The organism is Sphingorhabdus sp. (genome assembly GCF_041737645.1).
Taxonomy (GTDB): domain Bacteria; phylum Pseudomonadota; class Alphaproteobacteria; order Sphingomonadales; family Sphingomonadaceae; genus Sphingorhabdus_B.
On the sequence record NZ_JBGSRI010000045.1, the window covers coordinates 37,841 to 50,984 of the forward strand.

Consider the following 13,144-nt stretch of genomic DNA (forward strand, 5'->3'; position numbering starts at 1 on the left):
TCTCCTCCAAGAGGAGTTGGAAATAGCATGCAGTTATGGGTAGGCCTCGGAAATCCTGGTGCTACCTATGCAATGCACCGGCATAATATCGGCTTCATGGCGATTGATGCGCTGGCCGAAATCCATGAACTTCCACTTCCGGCGAAAAAATTTCAGGGTTGGGTTCAGGAACTACGGCTCGGATCAGAAAAAATCATTCTGCTGAAGCCGGCAACCTTCATGAACGAAAGCGGACGCAGCGTTCGCGCCGCGATGGATTTCTACAAGCTTGAGCCGAAGGACGTCACTGTCTTATACGACGAGCTCGACCTTGCACCATTCAAAGTGAAGGTAAAGATGGGAGGCGGCGCCGCGGGCCATAATGGCATAAGGTCCACCATCGACCATATCGGCGCAGACTTCCGCCGTGTGCGGCTAGGCATTGGCCATCCGGGACATAAAGACCGCGTGACCGGCTATGTGCTCGGCAATTTCCACAAGAGCGAAATCGACGATCTGGCAGATTTGCTGGGTGCGCTCGCCGCAGAAGCCGATTGGTTGGCAAAGGGCGATGACGTCCGTTTCATGAATGATGTGGCGATGCGGCTGGCGGATTAACGTCATGCAGCGTGTGCTTGTCATCGGCCCATGCGGCGCGGGCAAATCTACACTCTCCGCGGTGCTCGGCAAAAAGCTGTCCTTACCGGTTTTCCACATGGACCAGCTTAACTGGCGCCCGGGCTGGATCGAGAGCAGCAATGATGAAATCCGCGCTAAGCTCGCTGACATTGTGACCACCGACCGATGGCTGATCGACGGCAATTACGGTGGTACGTTGGCGGTACGGCTCGAGCATGCCGATAATATTGTATATCTCGACTACCCGATCAGCCTGTGTGTCATGCGCCTGTTGCGACGAATCTGGAAATATCGCGGGCAAAGCCGCCCTGACATGACGGAAGGTTGCCCCGAACGGTTCGATCTGGCATTTCTGTTCTATCTGATGCGCTGGAACAGCGGCCCCCGCATCCGGACGGAAATGCAGCTAAAAGGTCATGAGGCGAAAATTATCCGCCTGCACAATCCGCAAGAACTCGAACGCTGGATGGACTCGCTTTAAGCATCGATTATATTATGGTGGAAGCAGTCGTTAACTGAGAGGATCCCCCCAATGCCTATCCCGTCCGATATTGATCGCAGAACATTGCTTGGCGGCGTCGTGGCCGTTACTGCTGCAACCACCATCAGCGCATCATCAAGCGCACAGAACGCAACTTTAAGCCTTAAAGGGAAATCCATTCTGATTACGGGCAGTTCGTCCGGCTTTGGCTATGACGGCGCGCTCCATTATGCGCGCGCCGGTGCGAAAGTGATTGCATCGATGCGCAATCTTCCGCGGGCCGAGGCTGACACGCTGAAAGCGGCGGCAGCAAAAGAGAAACTCGACATCACCGTAATCGAGATTGATGTTACTTCCGATGAACAGGTCGCAAAGGGAGTTGCCGAGGCCGAACGCCTTGCTGGCGGTGCGCTTGATGTGCTCATCAACAACGCGGGCGTCGGCTATGCGGGTCCGATCGAGCTTCAGGATATGGAAGCGACGAAGCTCATCTTCGATACCAATGTCTATGGTCCGCATCGCATGGCACGCGCCGTTCTACCGGGTATGCGCAAGGCCAAACGGGGATTGATCTTCAATATCTCGTCGCAACTGGGACGGGTCATTGTGCCTTCCGCCGGGCATTATTCACCAACCAAATTTGCGCTGGAAGCGATGAGCGAAGCGATGGCTTACGAACTGGTGCCGCACAATGTCGAAGTCTGCGTGATCCAGCCGGGCGGTTATCCGACAAAGGTTTGGGTCAATCGCAACGTCCTGGCCAAAGAACTGAAAGGCCGGCTGACCGAAGATCAGGCGACTGCCTATCCCGCGCTCGTATCACGCATGGGCGTAGAGGATGGATCCGGACGCAGCGCTGACCCCATGGATGTGCCCCGCGCCATCGGAGAAATCATCGCCATGCCAGCCGGAACCCGTCCGTTGCGCAAGGCGGTTCATCCAGGACCCAAGCCTCAGGAGGCAATCAACAAGGTCTCAGCGGAAACGCAGGTCGCGATGCTGGGTAATTCACCGTTCGGGCCATGGGTCAAGGCCGTGCAGGACTAGTGCTACATAATACTGGCGAAACCAACATCGATCGCCAACAACGCCGCTGCGACCGCGCTTGCCAAGGCCGCGCGCCGGTTGCGGATAGCATTCCGGTTGATCGCAACAATGACGCGGTTAAGGTCATGATAGTCGAACGTCTCTGATGCATGGACTCTGTGCACCGTCTGGATACTCGCAAGATACCAGAACCAAGCTGCCAAAGCTGATGCGATAATCGTCGCAAAATCGAGAAAGATACCAAGGCCTGACCAAAGCTGTTCCATTTTGCTCCCCTTTTTTGAATTCTGGCGCTAAAGGCGCTCCTCCAGTTCGAGTCAAGAGTAGGTCATCATGGGTTTCAAATGCGGTATTGTCGGGCTCCCCAATGTGGGCAAGTCCACCCTGTTCAACGCGCTGACCGAGACGGCAGCCGCGCAGGCTGCGAATTATCCATTCTGCACCATCGAACCGAATATCGGCAATGTCGCCGTGCCCGACCCGCGCTTGGACAGCATTGCCAAAATTGGCGGCAGCCAAAAGATTATCGAAACGCAACTTGGCTTTGTCGACATTGCGGGCCTTGTGCGCGGTGCGTCCAAGGGCGAAGGACTAGGCAACCAGTTTCTAGGCAACATCCGCGAAGTCGATGCCATCGTCCATGTGCTGCGCTGTTTCGAAGATGATGACATCCAACATGTCGACAACAAGATCGACCCGATTTCGGACGCCGAAACGGTGGAGACCGAATTGATGCTGTCGGACCTTGAATCGCTCGAAAAGCGGGTTCCGAACCTCATCAAAAAAGGCACGCAAGGCGATAAAGAAGCCAAAGCCAGCGGCGTCGTTCTAAGCCGTGCGCTCGACCTGCTGCGAGAAGGCAAGCCAGCGAGACTCACAAAACGCGACGATGCCGACGAGGAACGGCTGTTCCAAATGGCGCAATTGCTGACCGCAAAGCCGGTGCTTTATGTCTGCAACGTCGAAGAAGCCAGCGCCGCCAACGGCAATGCGCTGTCGGCCAAGGTGTTTGAAAAAGCTAAAGCCGAGGGCGCCGAAGCCGTTGTCGTCTCCGCCGCCATCGAGGCCGAAATCTCGACCATGCCTGCGGAAGACCGCGAAGTGTTTTTAGAAGACTTGGGACTAACCGAAACCGGCCTTGCCCGTGTTATCCGCGCTGGATATGAACTGCTTCACCTCATCACCTTCTTCACCGTCGGTCCGAAAGAAGCGCGCGCATGGACCGTCCACAAAGGCGATACCGCGCCGAACGCAGCCGGCGCCATCCACAGCGATTTCGAAAAAGGCTTCATCCGCGCCGAGACCATGGCGTACGAGGATTACGTTCAGTACAACGGTGAAGCCGGAGCCAAGGAAGCGGGCAAGTGGCGCTCGGAAGGCAAGGAATATCTGGTCAAAGACGGCGATATCATGCTGTTCCGGTTCAATGTTTGAGCACTCTGGTAGTTTGGTCCGGTACCGTCACCCTGAACTTGTTTCAGGGTCTTAATTTCCGACCGGCCTAGAAAATAAGATGCTGAAACAAGTTCAGCATGACGAATTGGGTAAAATGGACTAATCCACGCTTATGCTCCGCAACCTTTTACTAGCCGTTTTCCTGTTTGCACTTGCTTTGCCAGCGCTTGCGGTGCCGGTTGCACCAGCGGTAGCGTCGGAGACTGTGGCGTCAGATTGCCATGGCATGCCAGTGGAAAATGAAAAAGATAACGCTGAGGAGCATAGCAAAAGCATACGTCTTCATGGCTGTATCGGCTGCATTGCGCCCGTTTCGCCGATTTTTGATGTCGTCCAAACCGTGGCATTGCCTTTCGTTATCCAAAGCGCGCTCTATCGTGAGCTATCCGGTACAGTCGCGGGACCCACGATACCTCCCCCGCGAAACTGAGATCTGAACGACCGATATCGTCATTCAATCTACAGGAATAATTTCATGAAAATGCCAATTTTATTGGTGAGCGTAAGCGCGCTTGCCATGTTCTCCGCCCCTGCCCTTGCGCAAGATCACAGTCAGATGGATCATTCGCAGCATCAAGCAGAACCTGCGCCCAAGCCGGTTGACCATTCTAAGATGGACCATTCGCAAAAGGGGCACGACATGACCTCGATGCCAGCCGAAACTGTCGACAAACCCGCAGAAGGCTCCGGCACGGCCCGCCTTCCCGGTAACGAAGGCGGCATGCACGGTCTTCACCTTCCGGTCGCTGACGACTGGATGGTGATGGCGCACGGTTATGCGTGGGGCGTATACACCAATCAATCTGGACCGCGCGGCGATGACAAAACTTATGTCCAGTCGATGGCCATGTTGACAGCCGAGCGCCAGTTCGACGGCGGGCGATTCCAGTTCAAATCCATGCTGAGCCTTGAACCTTTGATGTCCAATCGCGGCTATCCCAACCTTTTTGCCACCGGCGAGACCGCAGGCGGCGAACCTTTGGTCGACCGTCAGCATCCCCACGACCTGTTCATGGAACTCGCCGCGCGGGTCGATATCGACATTGCGGATGGGAGCAGCCTCTTCCTTTACGGCGGTCCGGTCGGTGAACCCGCGCTTGGACCGTCTGCGTTCATGCACCGCGGCTCGGCAAAGCTGAACCCGGAAGCCCCGATCACCCACCACTGGTTCGACAGCACCCATATCACTTATGGCGTCGCAACGGCGGGCATTTCCACACGGCGCTTCCAGCTGGAAGGGTCAATTTTCACTGGACGCGAACCGGACGAAGACCGTTGGAACATAGAAAAGCCCCGCTTCGACAGTTGGTCAGTGCGGGCGACGTTCAATCCGTCACCCCAATGGGCAATGCAAGTCAGCCACGGATTTCTGAAACAGCCGGAATTCACCATCCACCCCGACGAAAACGAACATCGCACCACCGCAAGCGCGCATTATGCTAATGGCAATGGCCTGACTGCGACTGCCGCTTTCTCGGCCAAGAACCGTGATCCAGGGCCCACACTGACTGCCTATCTGGTGGAGGCCAATTGGGACATTGATGACCATCACAGCGTCTTTGGCCGTTTCGAAAATGTGAAGAATGACGAACTGTTTCCGGACGACCTCAGCCCCTTGCACGAAGTCCCGTTCCGTGTGAGCAAGTTTCAGGCAGGCTATGCCTATCGCCTGCCCTTGACCGGTCCACTAAACCTCGCGCTGGGGGGCACGGTTTCGGCCTTTGCCAAACCCGATGCGCTGGACGCGGCTTATGGCAAAAACCCGATGGGCTTTACGCTGTTCGCGAAATTCTCACTAGGACATTGAAAACAAACGCTGTTCGGTCACTTCCGGCCGAACAGCTTTTCAACATCGCCGAGCGCCAGCTTAACCCAAGTTGGCCGTCCATGATTGCACTGGCCCGAATGAGGCGTCACTTCCATTTCGCGGAGCAGCGCATTCATTTCAGGAACCGACAGCACCCTTCCGGCCCGCACTGACCCGTGGCAGGCCATGGTCGCGGCGACATGGTCGATACGTTCTTTAAGCGACAGCGCCTCGTCATAGGCGGCAAGGTCATCAGCGAGATCCTCCACCAATGCTTTCACGTCCCCTCCGCCCAGCATCGCCGGCGTGGCACGGACCAGCATCGCGGCGGGGCCGAAGCGTTCCAGCTCAAGGCCAAAGGCAGACAGCTCTTCCAATCGCGCCTCCAGCCGGTCGCAGGCGGGTTCGTCCAATTCGACCACTTGCGGCAGCAGCAACGCCTGCGATGGAATTGCACCACTTGCCTGCTCCATTGCCCAGCGCATCCGTTCGAGCACGAGTCTTTCATGCGCGGCGTGTTGGTCCACAATGACCAGACCATCTTCTGCTTCGGCCACAATATAGGTGTTGGCTACCTGCCCGCGCGCAACGCCGAGCGGATGGCTGCGGCTTTCCGGGACTGGCTCGGTCGCTTCGGCAGCGCGGCCCATGAGAGGCGCAAGGTCCTCACCCTCGATGCGTCCCATATCCGCAAAACTGGTCCGCTTTTCGGCCAGAGACGAAAAGGCGGGGGCGTAATTGCCCTGATAAAATGTGCGTGGTGCGGCGAAAATATCGCCCTGCGCCGTCCGCACCGGTTCTTGTTGCCACGCAGAAAGCGCATCGGCGGATGGGCGTTGCACAGCGCGAAAGCCCGACTGGTCCAGTGCGTGGCGCAGGCCGGATACAATCATGCCACGTATAAGCGCAGGCTCACGAAAGCGAACTTCGGTTTTGGCAGGGTGAACGTTGACATCAACCTCGGTGAACGGAAGGTCGAGAAACAGCGCCACCACGGCATGGCGGTCCCTCGCCAGCATTTCAGCATAAGCGCCGCGTACTGCCCCGATCAGAAGCTTGTCCTTTACAGGTCGCCCGTTCACGAACAGAAATTGATGATCGGCAATGCCGCGGTTGTACGTCGGCAAGCTGGCAATTCCGCCCAAACGCACGCCTTCGCGTTCAAAGTCGAGGCCCACGCTATTGTCAATCAGCTCAGCGTTGGTCAACGCTGCCACCCGTTCGGGGCGCTCCATATCGGGTTGCACGGTAAGAACGCGACGGCCATCATGCTCGACTGCAAACCCGATATCGGGACGGGCCATGGCCAGCCGTTTTATCGTATCAAGCGCAGCTGCATATTCCGCGCGCGGACTACGCAGGAATTTGCGGCGAGCGGGTACCTTGCCAAACAGATTTTCGACCCGCACGCGGGTTCCCGGTGGCAGGGCGGCAGGACCTTCGTGGGTTAATACACCGTGATCGACAACGCGTCGCCATCCTTCCCGGGCACCTACTCTGCTTTCCATAGCCAAAGTCGAAACGCTCGCAATCGAAGGCAATGCCTCGCCGCGAAAACCAAGTGTGGCAACCAGATCAATATCTTCACCAGGCAATTTGGACGTCGCGTGACGTTCCAGCGCCAATGCCATATCATCAGGCGACATGCCGCAGCCATCGTCGGTAACCTCGATCAGATCAATGCCACCCGAAGCGAGGCGCACTGCGATATTTCGCGCTCCGGAATCTATGGCATTTTCAACCAGTTCCTTTAACGCACTGGCTGGTCTTTCGACCACTTCACCGGCTGCGATACGGTTGACCAGGTTTTCGGGAAGTCTTCTTATTGACATGTTCGCATTCCTAGCCCAAGCGACCCGTGCAGGCGACTCCTTAATCGTTCGCATTCCAGCCAAATACCTGTTTTTTCAAACAGCAAATTCCGCTAGGACCGCGCGAACATTTTGGGCGCGCTCAAAGGATTCTCACCAGATTTGGATTGGGTGGATATTAAATGGTTTTTGGCAAGTTTTTCCGTTTCGCATCACAAGACATGGCAATCGATCTAGGCACAGCGAATACCGTTGTTTATGTGCGTGGTCAGGGCATTGTTTTGAATGAACCTTCTGTGGTGGCCATCGAAACCATCAACGGCATCAAGCGCGTGAAAGCCGTCGGTGACGATGCCAAGCTGATGATGGGCAAGACCCCCGACAGTATCGAAGCCATTCGCCCGTTGCGCGATGGCGTTATTGCCGACATTGACGTTGCAGAACAAATGATAAAGCATTTCATCCACAAGGTGCATGGAAAGCGCCGGATGTTCAGCTACCCCGAAATCGTTATCTGCGTTCCGTCGGGGTCCACATCGGTCGAGCGACGCGCCATTCGCGATGCGGCTTCGAACGCTGGGGCATCGGAAGTGTTTCTGATTGAAGAACCGATGGCGGCCGCAATTGGTGCTGATATGCCAGTGACTGAACCTATCGGCTCCATGGTTGTCGATATCGGCGGTGGTACAACCGAAGTTGCTGTTCTTTCGCTTCGCGGCCTTGCTTACACCACCTCGGTTCGCACAGGGGGTGACAAGATGGACGAATCAATTGTCTCTTATGTTCGCCGGCACCATAATCTTCTGATCGGTGAAGCGACTGCTGAACGGATCAAGAAAGATTTCGGTACGGCGCGCCCACCTGCAGATGGCATTGGCCAGACGCTGCACATCAAGGGCCGGGATTTGGTCAATGGCGTGCCCAAGGAAATCTCGATCAATCAGGGCCAGATCGCCGAAGCACTGTCCGAACCCATCGGCACCATCCTTGAAGGTGTTCGCATTGCGCTCGAAAACACTGCCCCCGAGCTGGCTGCCGACATTGTCGATCAGGGCATCGTCCTGACAGGTGGTGGCGCCTTGATGCACGGTCTCGACGAATATTTGCGTGACGAGACCGGCTTGCCAGTAACTGTAGCAGAAGACCCGCTCACGTGCGTTGCCATCGGCACCGGCAGGGCGATGGAAGACCCCATCTTCCGTGGCGTCTTGCTGACAGCCTAATTAGGATTTCAGCATGGCGCCGCCACCCCATCGGCGCCCCGGATTTTCCCGGAAAGCGCAATATGGCCTGTTCGCGACTTATGTCATCGCGATTGCAGGAACGGCGGTGGCCGCCTTGCTTCTGGTAATATCTGTCGCAGACCCGACAGGTTTTGCCGCTTTACGCACATTAGGAGCGGAAATCACCGCACCCGCCGCACGTTTTTTCAACAGCATCCGCAGGACAACTTTGGATGCAGGTGAAAATATGTCAGCCTATTTCGATGCGGCGTCGAAAAATGCCGCGCTCACAAAAGAAGTGAAAGCCAATCGCTCCAAGCTTATTGAAGCAAAAGCGTTGCGTGTCGAAAATGCCCGGTTGCGGGGCTTACTGAAACTGAAAGATGAAACGAATGAGCAGGTCGCCGTTGGGCGGCTTATCAGTTCAACCGCATCCAGCGCGCGCCGTGTGGCAACCTTGTCGATTGGCTCCAGTGATGGTGTGGAACGGGCACAACCTGTTCGTGGTCCCGCAGGATTGATTGGGCGCGTCATTGAAACGGGGCCGACAACGGCGCGCATCCTGCTTGTTACTGATGCGGAAAACCTCGTTCCGGTCATGCGTGTCAGCGACGGATTACCCGCATTCTCGACAGGATTGGGCAACGGGTTTGTCGTCATCAAGCCGCTGAACCTGGGAGAAAGCCCGTTCAAAGTCGGCGATATTATCGTTACATCGGGCAATGGCGGGCTTTATCAACCCAACATTCCTTTCGCCCGGGTCATTCGCAAAACAAATGACGGGGCATTGGCCCGGCCATTGGCAGATCCGGCAAATTCGCCTTATGCAATCGTAATGAAAGCCTATCAGGGTGAAGCGCAAGCCGCTCAGCAGGCCATCGCACCCGATGGTCAAACCAAAGCGATAGCGGAGTGAAAAACCCCGTTACCGCGATCCGTTTACCGCTTCGGCCTGGCCGGGAATATGAAAGCCGCTTTGACCGCGAGCAATCGACCCTGAAAATGCTGGCGATTCCGATATCCTCGGTGGTCATCGCGTCTATGGTGACGACTTTGCCGTTTTTGATCCAGCAACCGTTACTTCCCCCTTTCGGCTTTTTGATGTTGCTCGCATGGCGGTTGATGCGTCCGGGATTATTGCCCGTCTGGTCGGGGGTTCCGTTCGGTCTGGTCGACGATTTTTTCAGCGGGCAGCCATTCGGCTGTGCAGGATTGTTATGGTCAATCGCCATGTTGACCATCGAAATTATCGATTCACGGGCAATCTGGCGCGATCATATTCAGGACTGGTTGATTGCATCGCTGCTGATAATCGCGATCCTTTTGGGTGGCCTTTGGATAGCAGGGATGGCACATGCTGCGGCGGATCCTGTGGTTTTATTGCCGCAAATCGTCCTGTCGATATTGCTATATCCGCTCGTCGTGCGAATATGTGCACGGTTGGATAGCTGGCGGTTGGCGACATGAAAGTCGAAAAACAGATTACATCAGGACAGCTGGATTTCACATTTTCGCGCAGGGCGATTTTTGTGGGCGGCGTTCAGGCCGCCATTGGCGCGACGGTAGCGGCACGCATGTCCTACATTGCGGTGGCCGATAATGAAAAATACAAACTCCTTGCCGAAAGCAACCGCGTAAACCTGACCATAATACCACCGCGCAGGGGCTGGTTTATTGACCGCTATGGAAAGCCGATTGCAACCAATCGCGCCGATTTTCGTGTCGACATCATACCCGATCGTCTGGTTCGCAAAGACGAGACCATTGCTACGCTAGCCAATCTTCTTTCGCTTTCCGGCGACGATATCGACCGCATCAATCGCGAGATAAAGCAAGCGCAAGGGTTTCAACCGGTGCAAGTTGCCGACGGTTTGGATTATGAACGCTTTGCCGCAGTCAGCGTCCGCTTACCTGACCTCCCCGGCGTGAGCCCAAGACAGGGCTATTCGCGATTTTATCCGAGCGGTGCCGCCGTCGGCCATTTGGTCGGCTATGTCGGAACCGTGTCGGCAGAAGAATATGAGAAGAATAAAAACCCGTTGCTCATCACCCCCGGTTTCAAGGTCGGCAAGGACGGTCTGGAAAAGACACTTGAAGCAAAACTGCAGGGCGAACCCGGTGCGAAACGATCCGAGGTAACCGCACGCGGCAAGATAGTCCGGGAGCTTACCACACGGCCCGATATTCCCGGCAAGCCGGTCCAACTCACCATCGACATAGATTTGCACAATTACGCGGCGCGGCGTTTAGGGTTGGAGTCCGGGTCAGTCGTTGTGTTCGATTGCCTCACTGGCGACATCCTGACCATGGCATCGATGCCCTGTTACGATCCAAACAGCTTTTCCGACGGCATCGGCCGCATTGAATGGAAAATGCTGAATTCGGACGACCATATTCCGACGCTCAACAAGGCATTGCAGGGGCTTTATCCGCCGGGCTCCACCCTGAAACCGATGGCGGCGCTTGCCTTGTTGAAACATGGGGTCGATCCCGATGAGACGGTTTTTTGTGGCGGCGGATACAGGCTGGGTAATCGCGTTTTCAAATGTCTGGGGCGGCATGGCCCGATGAATATGACCAGCGCGATTATGAAAAGCTGCAACACCTATTTCTATTCGATGGCCAGACGCATCGGATATGACAAGATCGCGCCGATTGCCCGTGAGCTTGGATTGGGTCAGGAATTCGAACTTCCTTTCCCATCGCAACGCTATGGAACTGTACCGGACAGCGAATGGAAGTTGCGCAAACTTGGTCAGGATTGGACCGAATCCGACACTCTGAATGCCGTGATCGGCCAAGGGTACATTATCGCGAGCCCGTTTCAACTGGGCCTGATGTCGGCCCGCATCGCATCCGGACTCAATATCCATCCGGAAATCATCAAAGCCAACCGGGCCGCGCCTGTGCCACTGTCGTTCCCGACCGAACATCTTGATATCGTGCGCAAGGGAATGGACCTGGTGGTCAATGGTGCGGGCACGGCAGTCCGCAGCAGATTACCTCTCGACAATATCATGATGGCAGGCAAAACCGGGACGGCGCAAGTCCGGCGGATCGAAGGATCGCAGCGCGGCCAATCGGGCGCATGGAAATATCGGGACCACGGTCTTTTTGTATGCTTCGCTCCCGTTGATAATCCGCGTTATGGCGCTGCCGTGGTCATCGAACATGGTCTGGGCGGGGCAAGGGCCGCAGCCCCGATCGCCAAGGATGTCCTGACGTTCATTTATGATCCGGCGCAGGCCATGCAATCGCTGGAAGCGCTCGAAGCAGGCTGGGGCGGCAATATCGAACAGCGAATGGCATCAAAATACGCGTCGTTCCAGGGTCAGCCCGCCGCCCCGCCGCCCATCGACCCGACGACATGAACGGTATCGTTCCTGCTCCCATTGCAAGCTTGCCCTGGCGCGTCATTTTCATATTGATGGCATTGGTCGGCTTTGGCGCAACCGTCCTATATTCAGCCGCAGGCGGTCATCTGGAGCCGTGGGCCGGAAAGCATGTCGCCCGGTTTCTCGTCTTGCTGGCGATGGCAATCATCATGTCGCGGTTGAAGATGGAGTTCTGGAAATCCATTACATTTCCGCTCTATCTTGTTTTAATCGTCCTTCTGGTTGTAGTCGAATTGATGGGCTTTGTCGGCGGTGGCAGTCAGCGATGGATCAACCTTGGCGTTATCACGTTACAGCCGTCCGAACTGATGAAACCGGTCATGGTGCTTGCCGCAGCATGGTTTTTTGACCGGCTTCCTCCCAACCGTATCCGCGGCATCGATGCCATTTGGCCCGTTGTCGCATTGCTCGTCCTGCCCAGCGCTCTGGTCGTTATTCAACCCGATTTCGACGCGGCCATTGCTTACGCATTCGGGTTGGGCGTAGTCGCGTTTCTGGCCGGATTGCCCTTGATTTACTTTATCAGCGCGGGCGGTGCACTGGCCGTCATGGCGCCATTGGTCTATTTTTTCGGGATGAAGCCTTACCAGCAAGACCGCGTTCTTATTTTCCTGAATCCTGAAAACGACCCGTTGGGTGCCGGATATCACATCACACAATCGAAAATCGCCATCGGTTCAGGTGGCATTTTTGGCAAAGGTTTCGGCAATGGCACGCAAAGCCATCTCGACTATTTGCCCGAAGGCCACACCGATTTCGTCTTTGCGACAATGGCCGAGGAATGGGGCATTCTGGGCGGCTTTTTCATATTGGGGCTCTATTTTTTGCTGATGCGATGGGGCCTGAATGTCGCAATGGAAAGCAAGACCCGCTACGGCCAACTGGTCGCCGCCGGGCTAACCTGCACAATCTTTTTTTACATCATGATCAACTTGCTGATGGTCGTCGGCCTTGCTCCGGTTGCTGGTATTCCCCTCCCCTTTGTCAGCCATGGCGGATCGTCGATGCTGACCATGATGATCTGCGTCGGCATCATCATGTCCATTGAACGCCACCCGGGTGCAAAGCGCGGTCAATTTACCTGAAACAACTTACCAAAGCTTGACATCTGCCCCGAATCCCATCAAAGGCGGCGCTCCAAACGGTGCCCGGCAATATGGCCGCATCGATATGGGGACGCTTAGCTCAGTTGGTAGAGCAGCTGACTCTTAATCAGCGGGTCGTGGGTTCGAACCCCTCAGCGTCTACCATTCAAGTCATTTATGATGCTGTTTTTAAAAGAATAAATGGCCCATCTAAAAATCTGA

General features: G+C 55.8%; 13 protein-coding genes and 1 tRNA gene. 12 read left to right on the plus strand and 2 right to left on the minus strand.

Annotated elements, in window-relative coordinates; genetic code table 11:
• The first annotated feature begins 27 nt into the window (after positions 1–27).
• Genes pth through ACEW72_RS07300 form a run of 3 tightly spaced genes read left to right on the plus strand, consistent with a single transcriptional unit; the run spans position 28 to position 2,146 of the window.
• Positions 28–597, plus strand: coding sequence for an aminoacyl-tRNA hydrolase (gene pth, locus ACEW72_RS07290; RefSeq protein WP_373475720.1), 570 nt, complete (start codon positions 28–30; stop codon positions 595–597).
• Between the two features lie 4 nt (positions 598–601).
• The gene (locus ACEW72_RS07295; RefSeq protein ID WP_373475721.1) at positions 602–1,099 is read left to right on the plus strand and encodes a topology modulation protein; all 498 of its coding nucleotides are present in this window, start codon (positions 602–604) and stop codon (positions 1,097–1,099) included.
• 51 nt (positions 1,100–1,150) lie between these two features.
• Entirely contained in the window at positions 1,151–2,146 is a 996-nt protein-coding gene (locus tag ACEW72_RS07300) for an SDR family oxidoreductase (protein WP_373475722.1), read from the plus strand.
• A 2-nt stretch (positions 2,147–2,148) separates the two neighbouring features.
• On the opposite strand, the gene ACEW72_RS07305 is transcribed toward ACEW72_RS07300, so the two are convergent.
• On the minus strand, positions 2,149–2,412 hold the full coding sequence (locus ACEW72_RS07305; protein ID WP_373475723.1) for a hypothetical protein: 264 nt from the start codon (positions 2,410–2,412) through the stop codon (positions 2,149–2,151).
• A 67-nt stretch (positions 2,413–2,479) separates the two neighbouring features.
• Here ACEW72_RS07305 and ychF point away from each other — a divergent pair, with 67 nt between their 5' ends.
• The 3 genes from ychF (at position 2,480) to ACEW72_RS07320 (ending at position 5,408) form a co-directional block, all read left to right on the plus strand.
• Entirely contained in the window at positions 2,480–3,580 is a 1,101-nt protein-coding gene (gene ychF / locus ACEW72_RS07310; RefSeq protein ID WP_373475724.1) for a redox-regulated ATPase YchF, read from the plus strand.
• 133 nt (positions 3,581–3,713) lie between these two features.
• The gene (locus ACEW72_RS07315) at positions 3,714–4,031 is read left to right on the plus strand and encodes a hypothetical protein (protein WP_373475725.1); all 318 of its coding nucleotides are present in this window, start codon (positions 3,714–3,716) and stop codon (positions 4,029–4,031) included.
• A gap of 45 nt (positions 4,032–4,076) precedes the next feature.
• A complete protein-coding gene (locus ACEW72_RS07320; RefSeq protein WP_373475726.1) occupies positions 4,077–5,408 on the plus strand; it encodes a hypothetical protein in 1,332 nt (443 codons plus the stop codon).
• Between the two features lie 17 nt (positions 5,409–5,425).
• Here the strand turns inward: ACEW72_RS07320 and mutL are convergent, their stop codons facing one another.
• Positions 5,426–7,240, minus strand: a complete 1,815-nt coding sequence (gene mutL / locus ACEW72_RS07325) for a DNA mismatch repair endonuclease MutL (protein WP_373475727.1) — start codon at positions 7,238–7,240, stop codon at positions 5,426–5,428.
• A 161-nt stretch (positions 7,241–7,401) separates the two neighbouring features.
• On the opposite strand from mutL, the gene ACEW72_RS07330 reads away from it, so the two are divergent.
• The 6 genes from ACEW72_RS07330 (at position 7,402) to ACEW72_RS07355 (ending at position 13,087) form a co-directional block, all read left to right on the plus strand.
• Positions 7,402–8,442 (plus strand): rod shape-determining protein, encoded by a 1,041-nt coding sequence (locus ACEW72_RS07330; RefSeq protein WP_373475728.1) that lies wholly within the window; start codon positions 7,402–7,404, stop codon positions 8,440–8,442.
• Between the two features lie 13 nt (positions 8,443–8,455).
• Positions 8,456–9,358, plus strand: a complete 903-nt coding sequence (mreC, locus tag ACEW72_RS07335) for a rod shape-determining protein MreC (protein ID WP_373475729.1) — start codon at positions 8,456–8,458, stop codon at positions 9,356–9,358.
• Complete coding sequence (gene mreD, locus ACEW72_RS07340; protein WP_373475730.1) at positions 9,355–9,909, plus strand: rod shape-determining protein MreD; 555 nt, start codon at positions 9,355–9,357, stop codon at positions 9,907–9,909. Before mreC ends, mreD begins: the two co-directional genes overlap by 4 nt.
• A complete protein-coding gene (mrdA, locus tag ACEW72_RS07345) occupies positions 9,906–11,813 on the plus strand; it encodes a penicillin-binding protein 2 (protein WP_373475731.1) in 1,908 nt (635 codons plus the stop codon). Before mreD ends, mrdA begins: the two co-directional genes overlap by 4 nt.
• A complete protein-coding gene (gene rodA / locus ACEW72_RS07350) occupies positions 11,810–12,922 on the plus strand; it encodes a rod shape-determining protein RodA (RefSeq protein WP_373475732.1) in 1,113 nt (370 codons plus the stop codon). Before mrdA ends, rodA begins: the two co-directional genes overlap by 4 nt.
• A gap of 89 nt (positions 12,923–13,011) precedes the next feature.
• A tRNA-Lys gene (locus tag ACEW72_RS07355) sits at positions 13,012–13,087 on the plus strand.
• The last annotated feature ends 57 nt before the right edge of the window (positions 13,088–13,144 follow it).